At 25.0% G+C, this 18,738-nt stretch carries 23 protein-coding genes, 8 tRNA genes and 5 pseudogenes; 19 read left to right on the plus strand and 17 right to left on the minus strand.

Annotated elements, in window-relative coordinates:
* Positions 1–2 precede the first annotated feature (2 nt).
* Positions 3–317: pseudogene (locus tag AAHM78_RS13215) on the plus strand (IS30 family transposase); the annotation flags it as partial.
* A 211-nt stretch (positions 318–528) separates the two neighbouring features.
* Here AAHM78_RS13215 and AAHM78_RS13220 read toward each other — a convergent pair.
* Both AAHM78_RS13220 and AAHM78_RS17200 read right to left on the minus strand, forming a co-directional pair.
* A complete protein-coding gene (locus AAHM78_RS13220; protein WP_252318952.1) occupies positions 529–1,155 on the minus strand; it encodes an isochorismatase family cysteine hydrolase in 627 nt (208 codons plus the stop codon).
* Positions 1,156–1,376: 221 nt separating this feature from the next.
* Positions 1,377–1,613, minus strand: a pseudogene (locus AAHM78_RS17200) (IS30 family transposase); the annotation flags it as partial.
* Between the two features lie 71 nt (positions 1,614–1,684).
* Between AAHM78_RS17200 and AAHM78_RS13225 the strand changes: the two are divergent.
* The 6 genes from AAHM78_RS13225 (at position 1,685) to AAHM78_RS13250 (ending at position 4,501) form a co-directional block, all read left to right on the plus strand.
* Complete coding sequence (locus AAHM78_RS13225) at positions 1,685–2,095, plus strand: transposase family protein (protein ID WP_342253503.1); 411 nt, start codon at positions 1,685–1,687, stop codon at positions 2,093–2,095.
* A 118-nt stretch (positions 2,096–2,213) separates the two neighbouring features.
* The gene (locus tag AAHM78_RS13230) at positions 2,214–2,930 is read left to right on the plus strand and encodes an IS1595 family transposase (protein ID WP_342253504.1); all 717 of its coding nucleotides are present in this window, start codon (positions 2,214–2,216) and stop codon (positions 2,928–2,930) included.
* A 159-nt stretch (positions 2,931–3,089) separates the two neighbouring features.
* Positions 3,090–3,455: a transposase family protein gene (locus tag AAHM78_RS13235; protein WP_342255163.1), complete on the plus strand. Its 366-nt coding sequence runs from the start codon at positions 3,090–3,092 to the stop codon at positions 3,453–3,455.
* Positions 3,442–3,774 carry a hypothetical protein gene (locus AAHM78_RS13240; RefSeq protein WP_342253021.1) on the plus strand — a complete coding sequence of 111 codons (333 nt, stop codon included), beginning with the start codon at positions 3,442–3,444 and terminating at the stop codon, positions 3,772–3,774. Before AAHM78_RS13235 ends, AAHM78_RS13240 begins: the two co-directional genes overlap by 14 nt.
* Before the next feature lie 60 nt (positions 3,775–3,834).
* Complete coding sequence (locus AAHM78_RS13245; RefSeq protein ID WP_342253505.1) at positions 3,835–4,263, plus strand: hypothetical protein; 429 nt, start codon at positions 3,835–3,837, stop codon at positions 4,261–4,263.
* A 22-nt stretch (positions 4,264–4,285) separates the two neighbouring features.
* A complete protein-coding gene (locus tag AAHM78_RS13250) occupies positions 4,286–4,501 on the plus strand; it encodes a hypothetical protein (protein ID WP_342253019.1) in 216 nt (71 codons plus the stop codon).
* 354 nt (positions 4,502–4,855) lie between these two features.
* Here AAHM78_RS13250 and AAHM78_RS13255 read toward each other — a convergent pair whose 3' ends face one another.
* The 7 genes and pseudogenes from AAHM78_RS13255 to AAHM78_RS13280 form a co-directional block, all read right to left on the minus strand.
* Complete coding sequence (locus AAHM78_RS13255; protein ID WP_342253506.1) at positions 4,856–5,449, minus strand: UPF0236 family transposase-like protein; 594 nt, start codon at positions 5,447–5,449, stop codon at positions 4,856–4,858.
* A gap of 146 nt (positions 5,450–5,595) precedes the next feature.
* Positions 5,596–5,970, minus strand: a complete 375-nt coding sequence (locus AAHM78_RS13260; RefSeq protein WP_342255073.1) for a transposase family protein — start codon at positions 5,968–5,970, stop codon at positions 5,596–5,598.
* A gap of 150 nt (positions 5,971–6,120) precedes the next feature.
* Positions 6,121–6,837 carry an IS1595 family transposase gene (locus tag AAHM78_RS13265; RefSeq protein ID WP_342253235.1) on the minus strand — a complete coding sequence of 239 codons (717 nt, stop codon included), beginning with the start codon at positions 6,835–6,837 and terminating at the stop codon, positions 6,121–6,123.
* Positions 6,838–6,955: 118 nt separating this feature from the next.
* Complete coding sequence (locus AAHM78_RS13270) at positions 6,956–7,366, minus strand: transposase family protein (RefSeq protein WP_342253507.1); 411 nt, start codon at positions 7,364–7,366, stop codon at positions 6,956–6,958.
* Between the two features lie 56 nt (positions 7,367–7,422).
* Positions 7,423–7,551: pseudogene (locus tag AAHM78_RS17205) on the minus strand (IS30 family transposase); the annotation flags it as partial.
* 17 nt (positions 7,552–7,568) lie between these two features.
* The gene (locus AAHM78_RS13275; RefSeq protein ID WP_342254954.1) at positions 7,569–7,943 is read right to left on the minus strand and encodes a transposase family protein; all 375 of its coding nucleotides are present in this window, start codon (positions 7,941–7,943) and stop codon (positions 7,569–7,571) included.
* A gap of 50 nt (positions 7,944–7,993) precedes the next feature.
* The gene (locus tag AAHM78_RS13280) at positions 7,994–8,386 is read right to left on the minus strand and encodes a transposase family protein (protein WP_342252835.1); all 393 of its coding nucleotides are present in this window, start codon (positions 8,384–8,386) and stop codon (positions 7,994–7,996) included.
* 71 nt (positions 8,387–8,457) lie between these two features.
* On the opposite strand from AAHM78_RS13280, the pseudogene AAHM78_RS13285 reads away from it, so the two are divergent.
* From AAHM78_RS13285 to AAHM78_RS13320, 8 genes and pseudogenes are all read left to right on the plus strand, one after another.
* Positions 8,458–9,357: pseudogene (locus tag AAHM78_RS13285) on the plus strand (IS30 family transposase); the annotation flags it as partial.
* Between the two features lie 348 nt (positions 9,358–9,705).
* Positions 9,706–9,781, plus strand: a tRNA-Val gene (locus AAHM78_RS13290).
* Positions 9,782–9,788: 7 nt separating this feature from the next.
* Positions 9,789–9,865: transfer RNA gene (locus AAHM78_RS13295), tRNA-Thr, on the plus strand.
* An 11-nt stretch (positions 9,866–9,876) separates the two neighbouring features.
* Positions 9,877–9,961, plus strand: a tRNA-Tyr gene (locus AAHM78_RS13300).
* A 10-nt stretch (positions 9,962–9,971) separates the two neighbouring features.
* Positions 9,972–10,046, plus strand: a tRNA-Gln gene (locus AAHM78_RS13305).
* A gap of 16 nt (positions 10,047–10,062) precedes the next feature.
* A tRNA-Lys gene (locus AAHM78_RS13310) sits at positions 10,063–10,137 on the plus strand.
* Positions 10,138–10,143: 6 nt separating this feature from the next.
* Positions 10,144–10,231 (plus strand) — tRNA-Leu (locus tag AAHM78_RS13315).
* A gap of 65 nt (positions 10,232–10,296) precedes the next feature.
* Positions 10,297–10,378: transfer RNA gene (locus AAHM78_RS13320), tRNA-Leu, on the plus strand.
* Positions 10,379–10,455: 77 nt separating this feature from the next.
* Here the strand turns inward: AAHM78_RS13320 and AAHM78_RS13325 are convergent.
* The 3 genes from AAHM78_RS13325 to AAHM78_RS13335 form a co-directional block, all read right to left on the minus strand.
* Positions 10,456–10,716: a transposase family protein gene (locus AAHM78_RS13325; RefSeq protein WP_342255189.1), complete on the minus strand. Its 261-nt coding sequence runs from the start codon at positions 10,714–10,716 to the stop codon at positions 10,456–10,458.
* A 141-nt stretch (positions 10,717–10,857) separates the two neighbouring features.
* Positions 10,858–11,250 carry a transposase family protein gene (locus tag AAHM78_RS13330; protein ID WP_342253508.1) on the minus strand — a complete coding sequence of 131 codons (393 nt, stop codon included), beginning with the start codon at positions 11,248–11,250 and terminating at the stop codon, positions 10,858–10,860.
* 83 nt (positions 11,251–11,333) lie between these two features.
* Positions 11,334–12,422 (minus strand): hypothetical protein, encoded by a 1,089-nt coding sequence (locus AAHM78_RS13335; protein WP_342253509.1) that lies wholly within the window; start codon positions 12,420–12,422, stop codon positions 11,334–11,336.
* 428 nt (positions 12,423–12,850) lie between these two features.
* On the opposite strand from AAHM78_RS13335, the gene AAHM78_RS13340 reads away from it, so the two are divergent.
* Both AAHM78_RS13340 and AAHM78_RS13345 read left to right on the plus strand, forming a co-directional pair.
* Positions 12,851–14,395 carry a sodium-dependent transporter gene (locus tag AAHM78_RS13340; protein WP_342253510.1) on the plus strand — a complete coding sequence of 515 codons (1,545 nt, stop codon included), beginning with the start codon at positions 12,851–12,853 and terminating at the stop codon, positions 14,393–14,395.
* Positions 14,396–14,400: 5 nt separating this feature from the next.
* Complete coding sequence (locus AAHM78_RS13345) at positions 14,401–14,529, plus strand: hypothetical protein (protein ID WP_255495923.1); 129 nt, start codon at positions 14,401–14,403, stop codon at positions 14,527–14,529.
* Between the two features lie 95 nt (positions 14,530–14,624).
* Here AAHM78_RS13345 and AAHM78_RS13350 read toward each other — a convergent pair whose 3' ends face one another.
* Positions 14,625–14,777, minus strand: coding sequence for a hypothetical protein (locus tag AAHM78_RS13350; RefSeq protein WP_342253511.1), 153 nt, complete (start codon positions 14,775–14,777; stop codon positions 14,625–14,627).
* Between the two features lie 233 nt (positions 14,778–15,010).
* Positions 15,011–15,970: an IS1595 family transposase gene (locus AAHM78_RS13355; protein WP_342252847.1), complete on the minus strand. Its 960-nt coding sequence runs from the start codon at positions 15,968–15,970 to the stop codon at positions 15,011–15,013.
* Positions 15,971–16,314: 344 nt separating this feature from the next.
* Here AAHM78_RS13355 and AAHM78_RS13360 point away from each other — a divergent pair.
* A tRNA-Gly gene (locus AAHM78_RS13360) sits at positions 16,315–16,388 on the plus strand.
* Between the two features lie 53 nt (positions 16,389–16,441).
* Here AAHM78_RS13360 and AAHM78_RS13365 read toward each other — a convergent pair.
* Together AAHM78_RS13365 and AAHM78_RS13370 are read right to left on the minus strand one after the other, a co-directional pair.
* Entirely contained in the window at positions 16,442–16,639 is a 198-nt protein-coding gene (locus AAHM78_RS13365; protein WP_342253512.1) for a hypothetical protein, read from the minus strand.
* The gene (locus AAHM78_RS13370; RefSeq protein ID WP_174481002.1) at positions 16,639–16,866 is read right to left on the minus strand and encodes a hypothetical protein; all 228 of its coding nucleotides are present in this window, start codon (positions 16,864–16,866) and stop codon (positions 16,639–16,641) included. The genes AAHM78_RS13365 and AAHM78_RS13370 overlap by 1 nt, the downstream gene beginning before the upstream one ends.
* Before the next feature lie 262 nt (positions 16,867–17,128).
* Between AAHM78_RS13370 and AAHM78_RS17210 the strand changes: the two are divergent.
* Positions 17,129–17,932: pseudogene (locus AAHM78_RS17210) on the plus strand (ISNCY family transposase); the annotation flags it as partial.
* 86 nt (positions 17,933–18,018) lie between these two features.
* Here AAHM78_RS17210 and AAHM78_RS13385 read toward each other — a convergent pair.
* On the minus strand, positions 18,019–18,735 hold the full coding sequence (locus tag AAHM78_RS13385; protein ID WP_342252817.1) for an IS1595 family transposase: 717 nt from the start codon (positions 18,733–18,735) through the stop codon (positions 18,019–18,021).
* Positions 18,736–18,738 lie beyond the last annotated feature (3 nt).

Consider the following 18,738-nt stretch of genomic DNA (forward strand, 5'->3'; position numbering starts at 1 on the left):
TAATTTCCAACTTTATTTCAAAGTTACAAAAAGGAACAGTTAAAACCATTACTTTTGATCGTGGTAAAGAATTTAGTAAATGAAGATTAATCGAAAAAATTTGTAATGTCAAAATTTATTTTGCAGATCCTGGTAAACCTTGCCAAAGGGGTTTAAATGAAAATAATAATGGTATTTTAAGAAGATATTTACCAAAATCTACAGATCTATCTTCATATAAACAAAAAGATTTAAATTTTATAGCATTTCAAATTAATTCTACACCCAGAAAATCGCTCTCTTATAAAAGACCAATAGATTTAATACAATTATTTTAAAAAACTGTCCCATTTATATTTACAACTCAGGAAATTAAAAGAAAATCGCTCTCTTATAAAAGACCAATAGATTTAATACAATTATTTTAAAAAAATGTCCCATTTATATTTACAACTCAGGTAATTTCTATTCTAAATATAAAAATTATTAAATAATATGTATAAAATTTATTATTTATATAAATTTATTTTATTTAAAATTCTACTTTAATTAAATAACATCCTTAACAATAGTAATGCCATTTTTAAGCATTGAATATCATGCATATTGATTTAAAATATGAGCTGGATGCTCTGGTTGATCATAAGTATTTGTCATTGTCATTGGAACAATAACATTTACTTCTTTATTGTGCTGATTAAATCAAGTTTTACAACTAATAGCAAATTGATAAATACAAATATCAGTACAACAACCAACAATAATAATGTTATCCCATTGTAAATTTGGCTTAAAATCAAAAGCAAAAAAACCATTAGTACTATTTTTTTTAATAATCTTAATATTGTCAAATTTTAATTCTTCTACTAACTCTGATTCAATAGTATTTTCCAAACAATGACTAGGAAAAGTATGAAATTCGGGACTATGTTCATTATGAGCATCATTAAAAGCAATAACTTTAGTTTCATTAGTGTTTACTTTTGCTAATAAATTTTTAATTGGTTTAATAATTGAATTAATATTGGGTGAAAATAAATTTCCTTTTTTAGCAAAGCCATTAACCATATCAACAATAAATATAATATTATGACCTTTTAAAGTTTTAAAATTTAAATTAACTGTTTTATCCAAAGTTTTATTTATAATTTCAATAAATGAATCATTATTTTTCATTATTCACCTCTATTTTTTAAAAATTAATTGTTTAATAATAAATCAAATTATACTACAGCCAGAACAAATTGGCATTAAGAAAATAGTAAAAATAATTCCTACTTTTAAAAAGAAAATATCTACTGTTATTCCCTGACTACTTTGATAGGTTAAACTATCAATTACACCATTTATATAAATAAAATTAAATCCTGAGTTGTAAATATAAATGGGACAGTTTTTTAAAATAATTGTATTAAATCTATTGGTCTTTTATAAGAGAGCGATTTTCTGGGTGTAGAATTAATTTGAAATGCTATAAAATTTAAATCTTTTTGTTTATATGAAGATAGATATGTAGATTTTGGTAAATATCTTCTTAAAATACCATTATTATTTTCATTTAAACCCCTTTGGCAAGGTTTACCAGGATCTGCAAAATAAATTTTGACATTACAAATTTTTTCGATTAATCTTCATTAGACTTGGTGCAAAACCTTTAATTTTAACAATTTAACGATTATTATTAATATTAAAGGTGATAGTTATTATGTTGAAAAAATATAAAGATGATCAAGAATTTTATAGTTTAGTCGGCATAAAGCCACAAACATTTTATAAAATGCTTGAAATTTTAAAAATTGCTGAGTCTAAACAAAAATATTATGGTGGTAGAAAAAATAAAATTGTAATTGAAGAGCGTTTATTAATGACTTTAGAATATTGAAAAGACTATAGTAGTTATAGAGTTATTGCAAAAAGATATAATATTAGTCATACTAGTTGCATTCGTAATATTTTTTTAATTGAAAATATTTTAACAAAAAGCGGAATTTTTAATTTACCCGGAAAAAAAGATTTAACAAAAAATAAAGGTACTAATAATAATTTGTTAGCTATTGATGCTACTGAAACTCCAATTGAAAGAATTAAAAAAGGAAATTATCCCCGCATGTACTAGTGTGGAGGAAAAAATGAATTGAAATGAATTCAATAGCATATTTCAAACTGAAAACGATTGTTTGAAATATATAGCGAAGTTGAAAATAATGAAATGCATCAGGTGTGCTTCTTCTAGTTTGAATACTTCTGATTTGAGAAGAATACGATGTTTGAACTGTAACCAAACATTTAGTATTCTTTATGGAACCATTTTTTATAAGTCACAGACCCAAATGACATCTTGGTTTTATCTCATCTTTATATGAATAAACACAAAGCATGGCATACCAGCAACCGATGTTGCAAGGGAATTGGGTGTGACCTATAAAACAGATTGAAGAATGTGTCATGAAATCAGGACTAGAATTGGAAATCAAGATGCAGTTTTCATTGTTGATGGCACAGCACAGATGGATGAAATGTATCTTTCACATTTAGGTTTTAAAAAACAAGGAAGATCCTTGTTGAATAAAACTTTGATTGTTGGAGTTTATGAGAAAACCAGCAACAAACTAATTGTGAAGGTGCTGAAAAATGCAGATGAAAAAAACCTTTTAAGATTTGCATTGAAACACATTTTTACTGAGTGCTGTCTATTTACGGATTCTTGGAAGGGATATGTAAGTTTCAAAAACTTCTATCCCAAACATGAAATCGTAAATCATGAAGTTGGGTATGTGTCACCAACAGGTGTAAACACAAACCAGATTGAATCAGCATGAAAGCACATACGACGAACTTTCCGAACACACATAAGAGTTTCAAAGCACAATATTCATTTATATGCAAAAGAATCAGCATATAAATTCAATAACATACCTAGTTTTGAAACTGTAATTTTGTGTTTGATTTAAATACATGCGGGGATAATTTCCTAGGTAGGCTTTTATCTCCATTTATGTGATAAAATTTAAAAATAGTACATAAAGGGATAAAAGCCTTAAAAAAAACTAAAATTACTTTTTTCAGGTAAAAAGAAACATCATTCTCTCAAATCCCAAATAATTATTGATATTTCCAATGGAAAAATTATTTCAACTGCTTTTTGTTTTGGAAGCATTCATGATTTTAAATTGCTTCTAAAATCTAAAACTTTTATTCATCCAGAAAAACAAGTTTTTGTTGATTCGGGTTATCAAGGTATACAAAATATTCATAAAAATACATTTTTGCCATTTAAAAAAAGTAAATACAATCAATTAACACCAATTCAAAAAGAATACAATAAAACTTTAAGTAAAATTAGAATTAAAATTGAACACGTATTTGCTAAACTAAAACGTTTTAAAATTTTAAGTTTAAAATATCGCAATAAAATACGAAGATTTGCATTAAGATTTAATTTAATAACAGGAATATATAATTTTGAATTACCTTAGTTTTGCACCAAGTCTATTAAAAGAAGAAGCAATAAAAAAGAGAGAACTTTTATTACGAAACATGAAATTAGATGCAAAATTTCAAAAGCAAGAACAACAATTAAAAGAATTGAGTATTCAAAATAATTCAGTCGATGATATTCTTACAAAAGAATTAGCAAACACATTATCTACTGTTCCTATGACTTTTGCTACTTTAAATAACGGTAATCCTGTTTCTCAAGATGTAATAAATGCTGCTAATTTAATGTCTATAAGTCCATCTTCAAAACCTGTTGCTGATAAACAAGAAAACCAAAAACCTCTTATTTCTATGTAATATCATATACATTAATGAAACAAATAATAAAATCAGATATAGTTTAAAGGAGGATTACTTATGCATTTTGATCCTATCGAAGACTTGTTTAATGATTTAGGTTCACAGTTTCAGTCTTTTGGAAATGATACTGAAACTTTCTTTAATAATTTTGGTGATAATATAAGTTCAGAATTTGAAGTATTTACAAAAGATTTAAATACTAATTTTCAATCTTTTAGCAATAATGCAAGTAATGTCTTTAATGATCTAGGTAAGGAGTTTCAATCTCTGGGTAATGAAATTAGTGAAGGTTTTCAAACATTTGTTCATAATTTTGAAACCGCCTTTAAAGATTTTGGTAATAATATAAAAACTTTTTTTAATAATATGGGTAATAATATTGAATCATTTTATAACGGTATTACTTCATTTTTTTTAGGAATTGAAAATTTAATTAAAATTATGCCCTATGCAATTAGTGGAGTAATTGGATCAGATAGCATTTAAGATTTATAAAGCAAGAAAGTCAATGTTAAAAAATGAAAGAATAAGAAAAATATATAAAATTTGTAAAAATCAAGAACTAAATAATGATATTAAAAATGTTAATTTTGATAAATTAAAACCAGTAGTAAATAATACAAAACTTACAACAAGTAAATCAAAAAAGTTTACTAAAAAAATTTGGGACGGTAACAAAAACGGATGATATAATTACTTTTTAAACATTTCTTTAAAATTATAAACAAGAAATAATTGTAATTATATGCAATTTTAAATACATCTTACTACTAAATTAAATGAATTACAATTAAAATACAAATATTAAAAAAATGAAAAATAAAATTAATATTTATACACAACAAAAATTCTTATTAAATTAAAATTTAATAAGTTTTTAAAATTTTAATAAAAAAATTAATTAAGTTATGTTTTTAAATTTATTTTATTACATTTAAAAATAACCATTTTAATATAAATATTTATGTTATAAGTTCTATTACCAAGCATTTCTTTTAAAATATGTCAAATATTACCTTCTGTAAAACAACCTATATTCCACTTTGCACCTTGATTTTCAATACCTTGTTTATTATTTTTAAAATAAATATTGTTTTTTTAATTTTTTATGGTTTTTTAATATTTCATTCATATATTTTATTAACTCATCATATTGACCATTTTCAATAAAATTTCTACAAATCTTATATTCATATCAATATTTTCGTTTATTTCCAGCGATTATTCCAACATATAATTTTTTAACTAAATGGAATTTATCTAAAACAAAATTTGTACCTAAATAATCAGCAACTTCTTTAATTCATCCTGCACTATCTCCACAAATAATAATTTTTGCTTGGTCAAAATTTTCAAAAAATCTATTTCCTTGTTCTTTGATAAATTCAGCAGTTTTTTTAACACCAATTGCTGTTTTTGTTGGTCTTATTATTATATCTGCTCTTTTATTAACTAATTTATGATTAACATTATCTGTACAAAATAATACCAAACGCATTGAATATTTACCAGAATTGCGTTTAAATTTTCAAAATTTTCGATGTCCATCATCAATACTAATATAAATAAATTGATTTGGTTCTAATTTTATTTTAGGAACATCTAATTTATTAACTTGATATTCTTGAAATAATCTACTAATACTTGTTGTACTAAATTTTATTTGCTTCATAGTATGTAAAATATCAACATATCTTTTTCCGTCAGCAAAATGTTCAACAACATTATTTTTGATATCCTGACAAGTTCTTTTATATTTAGGTAATTCTAATTCTTCATCTAATAAACAAACTCTTACTCATTAGACTTGGTGCAAAACTAAGGTAATTCAAAATTATATATTCCTGCTATTAAATTAAATCTTAATGCAAATCTTCGTATTTTATTGCGATATTTTAAACTTAAAATTTTAAAACGTTTTAGTTTAGCAAATACGTGTTCAATTTTAATTCTAATTTTACTTAAAGTTTTATTGTATTCTTTTTGAATTGGTGTTAATTGATTGTATTTACTTTTTTTAAATGGCAAAAATTTATTTTTATGAATATTTTGTATACCTTGATAACCCGAATCAACAAAAACTTGTTTTTCTGGATGAATAAAAGTTTTAGATTTTAGAAGCAATTTAAAATCATGAATGCTTCCAAAACAAAAAGCAGTTGAAATAATTTTTCCATTGGAAATATCAATAATTATTTGGGATTTGAGAGAATGATGTTTCTTTTTACCTGAAAAAAGTAATTTTAGTTTTTTTTAAGGCTTTTATCCCTTTATGTACTATTTTTAAATTTTATCACATAAACGGAGATAAAAGCCTACCTAGGAAATTATCCCCGCATGTATTTAAATCAAACACAAAATTACAGTTTCAAAACTAGGTATGTTATTGAATTTATATGCTGATTCTTTTGCATATAAATGAATATTGTGCTTTGAAACTCTTATGTGTGTTCGGAAAGTTCGTCGGATGTGCTTTCATGCTGATTCAATCTGGTTTGTGTTTACACCTGTTGGTGACACATACCCAACTTCATGATTTACGATTTCATGTTTGGGATAGAAGTTTTTGAAACTTACATATCCCTTCCAAGAATCCGTAAATAGACAGCACTCAGTAAAAATGTGTTTCAATGCAAATCTTAAAAGGTTTTTTTCATCTGCATTTTTCAGCACCTTCACAATTAGTTTGTTGCTGGTTTTCTCATAAACTCCAACAATCAAAGTTTTATTCAACAAGGATCTTCCTTGTTTTTTAAAACCTAAATGTGAAAGATACATTTCATCCATCTGTGCTGTGCCATCAACAATGAAACCTGCATCTTGATTGCCAATTCTAGTCCTGATTTCATGACACATTCTTCAAGCTGTTTTATAGGTCACACCCAATTCCCTTGCAACATCGGTTGCTGGTATGCCATGCTTTGTGTTTATTCATCTAAAGATGAGATAAAACCAAGATGTCATTTGGGTCTGTGACTTATAAAAAATGGTTCCATAAAGAATACTAAATGTTTGGTTACAGTTCAAACATCGTATTCTTCTCAAATCAGAAGTATTCAAACTAGAAGAAGCACACCTGATGCATTTCATTATTTTCAACTTCGCTATATATTTCAAACAATCGTTTTCAGTTTGAAATATGCTATTGAATTCATTTCAATTCATTTTTTCCTCCACACTAGTACATGTGGGGATAATTTCCTTTTTTAATTCTTTCAATTGGAGTTTCAGTATCATCAATAGCTAACAAATTATTATTAGTACCTTTATTTTTTGTTAAATCTTTTTTTTTGGGTAAATTAAAAATTCCGCTTTTTATTAAAATATTTTCAATTAAAAAAATATTATGAATGCAACTAGTATGACTAATATTATATCTTTTTGCAATAACTCTATAACTACTATAGTCTTTTCAATATTCTAAAGTCATTAATAAACGCTCTTCAATTACAATTTTATTTTTTCTACCACCATAATATTTTTGTTTAGACTCAGCAATTTTTAAAATTTCAAGCATTTTATAAAATATTTGTGGCTTTATGCCGACTAAACTATAAAATTCTTGATCATCTTTATATTTTTTCAACATAATAACTATCACCTTTAATATTAATAATAATCGTTAAATTTTTAAAATTAAAGGTTTTGCACCAAGTATAATATTTCTAATGGCAATAAGTTTTTATTTAATAATCTACAAACTCTATGTACAGTTGATTTACTATAATCAACAATTTTTGCTATTTTACGAATCGAAAATCCATAATTTTTATATTAGACTTGGTGCAAAACTAAGGTAATTCAAAATTATATATTCCTGTTATTAAATTAAATCTTAATGCAAATCTTCGTATTTTATTGCGATATTTTAAACTTAAAATTTTAAAACGTTTTAGTTTAGCAAATACGTGTTCAATTTTAATTCTAATTTTACTTAAAGTTTTATTGTATTCTTTTTGAATTGGTGTTAATTGATTGTATTTACTTTTTTTAAATGGCAAAAATGTATTTTTATGAATATTTTGTATACCTTGATAACCTGAATCAACAAAAACTTGTTTTTCTGGATGAATAAAAGTTTTAGATTTTAGAAGCAATTTAAAATCATGAATGCTTCCAAAACAAAAAGCAGTTGAAATAATTTTTCCATTGGAAATATCAATAATTATTTGGGATTTGAGAGAATGATGTTTCTTTTTACCTGAAAAAAGTAATTTTAGTTTTTTTTAATTCTTTCAATTGGAGTTTCAGTAGCATCAATAGCTAACAAATTATTATTAGTACCTTTATTTTTTGTTAAATCTTTTTTTCCAGGTAAATTAAAAATTCCGCTTTTTATTAAAATATTTTCAATTCAAAAAATATTACGAATGCAACTAGTATGACTAATATTATATCTTTTTGCAATAACTCTATAACTACTATAGTCTTTTCAATATTCTAAAGTCATTAATAAACGCTCTTCAATTACAATTTTATTTTTTCTACCACCATAATATTTTTGTTTAGACTCAGCAATTTTTAAAATTTCAAGCATTTTATAAAATGTTTGTGGCTTTATGCCGACTAAACTATAAAATTCTTGATCATCTTTATATTTTTTCAACATAATAACTATCACCTTTAATATTAATAATAATCGTTAAATTGTTAAAATTAAAGGTTTTGCACCAAGTCTAATATAAAAATTATGGATTTTCGATTCGTAAAATAGCAAAAATTGTTGATTATAGTAAATCAACTGTACATAGAGTTTGTAGATTATTAAATAAAAACTTATTGCCATTAGAAATATTGAATCAATTTCAAAAAAATAAACAAAATGCAGGCAGAAAATTAATAATTTTAACTTTAACAGAAATTAATAGTATTAATCATTTGTTAATTACTAAAAAGTATGCTCTTGATATAATTGCTAACTTTTTAAAGGAAAATAAAATAAAAAGTATTTCAACAAAAACTTTATATAACATGTTTAAAACAAATCGAATGGGTTTTGATGAAAATAACTTATTGAGAAAAGGCAAAAATAAATCTCACAAACAAAAAGAAACTAGGGGCAAAATTAATAATTGTAAGTCTATTCATGAAAGAAATTTAATCATTCCTAATATTAAAAATATACAAGAATTTGGTCATTTAGAAGGTGATACTATCATTGGCAAAGATCATAAAAGTTCTATTATTACTTTGGCTGATATATGATCAAAAACCACAATTCCTTTAGTAACTAAAAATCATAAATCAGAAAATATTACGAAAAGTATAATAAAATTTATTTCAAAGTTACAAAAAGGAACAGTTAAAATCATTACTTTTGATCGTGGTAAAGAATTTAGTAAATGAAGATTAATCGAAAAAATTTGTAATGTCAAAATTTATTTTGCAGATCCTGGTAAACCTTGCCAAAGGGGTTTAAATGAAAATAATAATGGTATTTTAAGAAGCTATTTACCAAAATCTACAGATCTATCTTCATATAAACAAAAAGATTTAAATTTTATAGCATTTCAAATTAATTCTACACCCAGAAAATCGCTCTCTTATAAAAGACCAATAGATTTAATACAATTATTTTAAAAAACTGTCCCATTTATATTTACAACTCAGGTAACTTTGATAATTTTTTTCAAATTTTTTGCATAAATTTTCCCTTTCTTTTAATATAAATATGGCTCAAAAAATTCTAGCAAACTTTAAAAAAAATATTATATTTAAAATATATAAAACTGAAAATAGGTATAAAATAGTAATATTTAACATAAAATTATTTTTTTTGGTTTTTTCTTTTAACTTTTCTTTTAAAAAATAATTAAAAATAAAATAATTTTACATTATCTTTAAAAAATAATTGTAAATGTGAAAAATATCTATTATAATGATTAAGGTTTTTTAAGAATAAATAATTCTAATAAAACAATAAAATAAGGAGTATTAGCTCAGCTGGGAGAGCAATTGCCTTACAAGCAATAGGTCGGCGGTTCAAGTCCGTCATACTCCACCATTTACCTGCTGATGTGGCTCAATCCGGCAGAGCAACGGTTTTGTAAACCGTAGGTTGCAGGTTCGATTCCTGTCATCAGCACCATTATTATTTATGGAGGGGTAGCAAAGTGGCCAACTGCACCTGGCTGTAAACCAGATCTCTTCGAGTTCGGGGGTTCGACTCCCTCCCCCTCCACCATATTACTTATTGGGGTGTAGCCAAGCGGTAAGGCAACGGCCTTTGACGCCGTCATGCGTTGGTTCAAATCCAACCACCTCAGCCATATATTTTATTAATTTGTCCTCGTAGCTCAGCGGTAGAGCACTCGGCTTTTAACCGAGGTGTCGCAAGTTCGATCCTTGCCGGGGACACCATTTGATGCCCAGGTGGTGAAATGGCAGACACGTCGGGCTTAAGATCCGATGACTTTTACAGGTTGTGCGAGTTCGAGTCTCGCTCTGGGCACCATTTTATATATTTATTAATGACGAGGAAGTATTCCTCATTTTTTATAAGCAAGTAAACTATATTTTGCCCAGATGGCGAAATGGCAGACGCAGTAGACTCAAAATCTACCGAGAAATCATGCGAGTTCGAGTCTCGCTCTGGGCACCACTAATATTAAATTACTAGTATAAAAAGGTATTCTTTTAAGAATACCTTTTTATTTTTATAATAGACTTGGTGCAAAACTAAGGTAATTCAAAATTATATATTCCTGCTATTAAATTAAATCTTAATGCAAATCTTCGTATTTTATTGCGATATTTTAAACTTAAAATTTTAAAACGTTTTAGTTTAGCAAATACGTGTTCAATTTTAATTCTAATTTTACTTAAAGTTTTATTGTATTCTTTTTGAATTGGTGTTAATTGATTGTATTTACTTTTTTTAAATGGCAAAAATGTATTTTTATGAATATTTTGTATACCTTGATAACCCTGGATGAATAAAAGTTTTAGATTTTAGAAGCAATTTAAAATCATGAATGCTCCCAAAACAAAAAGCAGTTGAAATAATTTTTCCATTGGAAATATCAATAATTATTTGGGATTTGAGAGAATGATGTTTCTTTTTACCTGAAAAAAGTAATTTTAGTTTTTTTTAATTCTTTCAATTGGAGTTTCAGTAGCATCAATAGCTAACAAATTATTATTAGTACCTTTATTTTTTGTTAAATCTTTTTTTCCAGGTAAATTAAAAATTCCGCTTTTTATTAAAATATTTTCAATTCAAAAAATATTACGAATGCAAATAGTATGACTAATATTATATCTTTTTGCAATAACTCTATAACTACTATAGTCTTTTCAATATTCTAAAGTCATTAATAAACGCTCTTCAATTACAATTTTATTTTTTCTACCACCATAATATTTTTGTTTAGACTCAGCAATTTTTAAAATTTCAAGCATTTTATAAAATGTTTGTGGCTTTATGCCGACTAAACTATAAAATTCTTGATCATCTTTATATTTTTTCAACATAATAACTATCACCTTTAATATTAATAATAATCTTTAAATTGTTAAAATTAAAGGTTTTGCACCAAGTCTAATATTAAATATTATTAAACTGATAATCGACGTTCTAAAGATTGTTGTTTAACAGGCAAACGTTCTTCAGAATTTAATGCTGCTGTATTAAGTGGTTTAGGATCAACTATTTCAACAACACGAGAAGTTGACATGACTGATTGTGTTTCCTCTCCATTATTAATTTTTTCTGGATTAAAAGGTTTATTTAATAATGGATTATTATCATCACTATCTTCAGAACTTGATGATGATGGTGAAGATGTACTGCTAGAAATATTTTCATAATTATCTTCCTCATCAAAATCATTAACATCCGCACATCAATTTTCATATAATTCCATTCCAGTATTTACTAATAAACCAGTACCAACTATTGCAAGACCAGCTATTGTTTCTCAAAAAGCCGTTGATCTTTTTTTATAAAATGGTTGATCATCATCATTATTATTTGGATTACTTAATTCATGATATGCAAAAAGACTAACGCCAGTAATTGCACTAGCAATAGTTATTGGTGCTAATAAACTTGCTGCTGTATTACCTATTTTTTGTCATATATTACGTTGTTGATTTATTGCATTTTCTTCATTATTAGGTGCACAACATTCTGATATTTTTTTACTAATTGTCACTGTATGATTTAAACTTGAAGTTGCTGCTGCTGTAATAAAAGCATATGTAACAGGTAATGTATCTGGATTCGGTGTTGGTCAATTAAGTCAAGCTACTGCTAGTGGTAATAACGGTGCTGTTGCAAAACTTACTCCTGTTAATAAATTATTAATATTTACATTATTAATATTTCGATATCTTAATATTAAATTAGTTAACGAAATTTTTGAATTAATTGCTCCTTCCCCCATAAAACATAATGCTGGTGCTAGTGATAATACTCCATCTTGATATAATAAATAGTTACCCCCAGTTACCATTCAATTACCAAGAGTAAGTAACACATCTCTTATAGTAGGTACTACCCTATTTCTATTATTAGTTGATATTAAATCATTTGATAATAATTGTTCTGTAGAAGAATAACTTCTTGCTGGTGATGAATCCATATTTTTCATCCTTTCTAAAAAATAATTTAAAGTAATAAAATTAATATAAAAAACACCCATATTAAGAATTACAATCCTTAAATATGAGCTAAACTCTAGTCTTTATTTATTACTTCTTGTATTATAACCATATATTAAATAAATGAAAGTAATATAATCATTAATATTGAAATTATGAAAAATAATTTTAATAACTTAAATAATTAAATTAATAATATTAAAAATAAATTTTTATTATTTCCTTATATAAGGAGGAGTTTTATTTTTTAATATTACTTTTTTAAAATTTACTTAAAAAACTTGTTTTTTCTTATTATTTATTTGTAATAATATCATTTTATTAAATAAAATAAAATTTTGATTTTCTATATATTTTCCAATACACATTATTAATAAATAACATCGCAAAATTTTATTTACTGAAATTGGTTTTAATAAAATATTTTTTTTTGTATAATTAACTGTTATAAAGGAGGTCATTTATTAATATGAAAAAACAACGCTTAAATATCTCAAAATTAGGATTCTTACTTTCAGTAATGGGTTCGGCAGTAGGATTAGGTGGTATTTGAGGATTTCCAACTCAAATGTATAACCATCATGGTGCTTTTCTAATCCCTTTTTTAATATGTATGGTAATTTGTGCAATACCAGTTTTATTTATTGAAATGACAATTGGTAATAAATATCGAAAAAATCATATTGAATTTTTTAGTGAGGTTGGAGGTAAAAAGGGTGCTTTTTTCTCTTGATTTCATTCAATAACCGTTATTTTACTAAGCACTTATTATAGTGTTTTAGTAGGATGAACTTTAATTAACATTATTATTAGTTTTACTTCTAATTTAAATAAAGGTTCTTATTTTTATCATAATATTTTACAACAAACAAATGATCAAAATATTAGCAATTTAAATAGCCTAGGTAACTTAAATTGAATGATTTTACTTGCAACAATTGGTGTCTGAATTATTTTGGGTATCATTCTACTAGGTGGTGTTGAAAAAGGAATTGAAAAAGCCAATAAAATTATGATTCCATTTTTATTTTTAATGATTATTATTTTAGCAATTTATACTAGTACATTATCAGGTGCTAAACTTGGATTAAATGTAATGTTTGATTTAGATGCTAAAGAATTATTAAATCCTGGATTATGAAAAGATGCTTTTGGTCAATCATTCTTTATGTTATCAACATGTACAGGAACCATTTATATTTATGCAGCTCATGCTCCCGAAAAACAAGATAGTACTAATCAAGCTTTTGTAGTAGCCTTTGGTACTAGCGTTATTGGTATATTAACAACAATTATTGTTTTTAATTCAATAGGTGCAATTGCTCAAAATCAAGGTAAAACTGATATTAAAGATGTATTTCAAACAGGACCTGCTTTGATTTTCCAAGTAATACCACAATTATTTGCTATTATTAATAATCAAGTTCCTATTTTAGGAAATATTTTAGCGATATTATTTTTTGTTACACTTTTCTTTGCGGGTATGTCCTCACTAATTGGTCAAGTTGAATCAATGGTAAATGGTCTAGAATATGAAATTCATTTAAAGCGCAAACAAGCATTAGCAATATCATTATTAGGAGCAATGGCAGTGTCAGTATTATTTACCTTTAGTAATTCACCAGCGCTGTTTAATGGGCTAGCAATCTGAGTAGCACAAATTTGACTACTAATAATTGGGTTTATTTTATTAATTGGTATTAGTCCATATGGTTGAAAACTATATGATACATTAAAATTATATAATAATGAAAATTCATGAATGAAATGAACAAAAGGATATAAAATAGTAATTTTAATTATCGCACCAATTTTAATTTTAATTAATATTGCTACTGGTATCTATGATTTTATTATTAATATTATCAATGCTAATTTTGTCTATGGTACAGTTGGTCTAACACTTGGTGTTGGGTTAGTTTTACTTTTAACTTTTATCTTAACGTATCATAAAAATATTCATAATGGTTTTAATAAATTATTTAAAATAAAAACAAAAACTGAAAGAGGTTAAAAAACATGGATGTTGGAGCAATTATTTTAATGGTAATTTCTTTAGTAAGTATTATTGGTCTTTTTATTTTCTTTGTCATAATGGATTTTAAGAGTCATAAAAAACAAAAAAGAAAAGAAAAAAACAAAGAATAATTTTTTTTAAAATATTTTAGTATACTTATGATAAAGTATTATAATTAGGTTTTTTTGTAATCTGGCATCAAAATGCCAGATTACAAAACTTATTATTAAATGGTGAGTGAAATGGAAAAAAAATTAAAACAAATTTTATTAATTAGCAAAATAACTTTAACAATTGCTTCTTTATTTTTATTTTTAGTTTGACTAATGTTTATGACTAATAATTTTTTTCCTAAATCTCAAAACTCATTTGTTGCCAAAATTATGAATACTTCAATTCAAATTATGATTTGACCAATTACTAGTATAATTCTATTTATTTTTATTATGCCAATATGAGTTACTAATAAAAAACAAATTTTATTAGTATTTTTAACATTGTCACTAATTATCACAATATTGTTTTAATTTTCAAAAAAACTCTTGATGAAATAAAAAAAATCATCAACCTGGCCTAAAATTTGATTTTATTTAATTTTGGGATTTATTTTTTTTACAAACTGAAATATAATGCTTCAGATTTTGCATAAGGTGATATTTTATAATGTTGGTATTTAAATTTTCATAAATTGAGGTAATTTTGAATATTGGTAAATCCAATGCCATGATAATGAGTAATAAATTCTTTTAAACTTGATTGTATTTTACTGATATTACTTAAATTTTTATAATTTAATTCTTTATTTTCTTTTGATTTAAATTTCTTGAGAGTACATTTTGTTTGTTTAGCTACTGTATCATATAGTATTTGCATATCACAAACTATAATTGATTTTTCTTCGATAAGCTTAGATGTTAAATTTTCTTGTACTCATTTTTTTGTTAATCTTTTAGTATTTGTTGTTTGAGCATAAATATTTTTATTTTCATCAATTGCCATTTCAATACAACAGTTTAAATCTTTAGCATTTTCTTCAATTCATTTTTTTCTTGGATCATCTGGATTTTTGAAATTTCCTTTATGAATTTCTTTGATAAAAGTTTCATCAATTTCAATTCTACCTTTTAATTTTGTGAATGGTTTTTGTGTTTTTGCTAATTGTGATGATTTCATAAATTTTTGACGATTAAATCATGCTGATGTTTTTGAAATTTTAGCAAATTGAGAAATAGTATAAGCAGATTGACCTAACAATGACAATCAAATTATTCAATCTCATTGTTCATGAGATAAATGACTTCAATGTAAAAAATGATTTCTTAAAGCATCAAAGCTACTTTTACAATCTTTGCATAAATATTTTTGCTTATTATTCTTAAAACCATTTTTTACACATCAATAAGATTTACAATTTGGACATTGAATTCCTTTTTCTTTAAATTTTTTATCAATTGCATCTAATTTTTCTTTTTTCTCAATTTGTTTAATTCTATTTTTAAAATGTCTAATAATTTTTATAAATTCTTCATCTTTTTTGTTTTTTAAAACATCAATTAATTCATTATTAGTCACAAAAAATCACCCCTGATATAAAAATATTACTTTTAATTTTAAATTAAAAGTAATATCAAGATTTTTTGTGAAAATTAAAACAATATTGTGCACAACTTTTCTTTTTAGTTTAAATATTAATAAATTCTGAATTATATGATTAATTGCTCATTTTTTTGCTATAGCTTCAATTATTTTTGTCATTGTTTCTTATTTCTTTAAAGAAAAACTTCTTTTATTTAAAAAGAAAAAAAATAAACATATTGAAAAAAAGATTAAAAAATAATTTTTTTTAACTTGTTTATCCAAAGTAGTTGACTTTCATTTTAGTAATATGATATAAATACATGGTGGTTAACATAACTGCGGGTGTCGTATAATGGTATTATTACAGCCTTCCAAGCTGAAGACGTGGGTTCGATTCCCATCACCCGCTCCATTATAAAATAAAAAAAATCGTATTAATTACGGCTTTTTTTATTTTATAATGGTTTATATTTTAGGACCTTTTTTAGTTTGCAGTACTGCTGCTGTTTCTTCATCACTAGAATTATTGCAAGCACATTTATTAACTATTTCTGATCATGAATTTACCGGATACATAACTAAAGACATTCCATTAGTTCTTTCTGGTAATGATTCTAAATATTTTATTTTATTATTTGTGCATTCTTCTAAATTAATTTTCATTAGTTATCCCCTACTTCTTTTAAAATTCGACTATTAAAAGCATCTGCTAAGAACTTATAAACTTTTACTTCAGAAATATTTTTTAAATCATAACAATTAATGATATCAGTTAATTTTAAAATCACATCATGATATTTTATAAAGTAAGTTTTATTTTCAACATTTGCTCACTTTTCTAAATTCATTGCATAATAAATTATTCCATCTCTATAAAATTGTGATTTCATATTTCTCACTCCTTTAAACGATATAATAAAACAAAAAACCTAATTTAAATACAAAAATTTAAACGAGTTCTATAAAAAAACCAAAATATTTTGTTCCAAAGTTCCTTTAAAACTTTAATACAATTGTAACTCATTTACAAGAAATTCCAAGTAAAATCAATAAAAATGTCATTATTTAGTGATAATTTCCTTATTAGTTATCGAGTGAAAATTTCCCAAAAAGTGAAGTTAAATATACTTGGTGATAAATACGGAAAGAAGCATGACTATGAAAGAAAAATATAAGTATAAAATTATAAATGACATTACTATTAAAAAATTATCTAAACATCAAGCCAAGAATAAACTTAACTTAACTATTAGAAGAATTAATCAGTTAATTCAAATTTTTAATAAAGAAGGTAAAAATGGTTTTATTCATAAATCTCGCAATAGAATTTCTAATAAAGCAACAAAGATTAAAATTAAAAATGAAATTATAAATTTGTATAAAAAAAATATTATAATTTCAATTTTCAACATTTTTATGAAAAATTAATTAATGAAGAAAAAATCAAAATTTCATATAGTACTCTTTATACTATATTAATCAAAGAAAAAATAATTTCACCAAAAAGACATAAGAATAAGAAAAATAACTTACATCCTACAAGAAATCGTAGAACAAATTTTGGTGAATTAATTCAAATGGATGCCAGTAATCATCATTGATTTGGTAACGATAAACCAAAAGCGTTTTTACATGCTGCAATTGATGATGCTACAGGAAGTATTGTTGGACTATGATTTGATAATCAAGAAACATTAGATGGTTATTATAATGTTTTTTATCAAATTTTAACTAATTATGGCATACCAAAAACATTTTATACTGATAATAGAACAGTTTTTGGATATAAGAAAAAAAATTGATTCAGGTAAAATAAACACAGAAAATGACACTTATACTCAATTCCAAAAATGCTGTAATGATTTGGGTGTTGAAATAATTAGAACTTCAATTCCACAAGCTAAAGGTAGAATTGAACGTTTATTTGGGACACTTCAAAGTCGATTAATTAGTGAAGGCTTTTATCCCTTTATGTACTATTTTTAAATTTTATCACATAAATGGAGATAAAAGCCTACCTAGGAAATTATCCCCGCATGTATTTAAATCAAACACAAAATTACAGTTTCAAAACTAGGTATGTTATTGAATTTATATGCTGATTCTTTTGCATATAAATGAATATTGTGCTTTGAAACTCTTATGTGTGTTCGGAAAGTTCGTCGGATGTGCTTTCATGCTGATTCAATCTGGTTTGTGTTTACACCTGTTGGTGACACATACCCAACTTCATGATTTACGATTTCATGTTTGGGATAGAATTTTTTGAAACTTACATATCCCTTCCAAGAATCCGTAAATAGACAGCACTCAGTAAAAATGTGTTTCAATGCAAATCTTAAAAGGTTTTTTTCATCTGCATTTTTCAGCACCTTCACAATTAGTTTGTTGCTGGTTTTCTCATAAACTCCAACAATCAAAGTTTTATTCAACAAGGATCTTCCTTGTTTTTTAAAACCTAAATGTGAAAGATACATTTCATCCATCTGTGCTGTGCCATCAACAATGAAACCTGCATCTTGATTTCCAATTCTAGTCCTGATTTCATGACACATTCTTCAAGCTGTTTTATAGGTCACACCCAATTCCCTTGCAACATCGGTTGCTGGTATGCCATGCTTTGTGTTTATTCATCTAAAGATGAGATAAAACCAAGATGTCATTTGGGTCTGTGACTTATAAAAAATGGTTCCATAAAGAATACTAAATGTTTGGTTACAGTTCAAACATCGTATTCTTCTCAAATCAGAAGCATTCAAACT

Origin of the sequence: Spiroplasma endosymbiont of Zeiraphera isertana, from assembly GCF_964030805.1 — a bacterium.
Lineage (GTDB): Bacteria > Bacillota_I > Bacilli_A > Mycoplasmatales > VBWQ01 > Spiroplasma_E.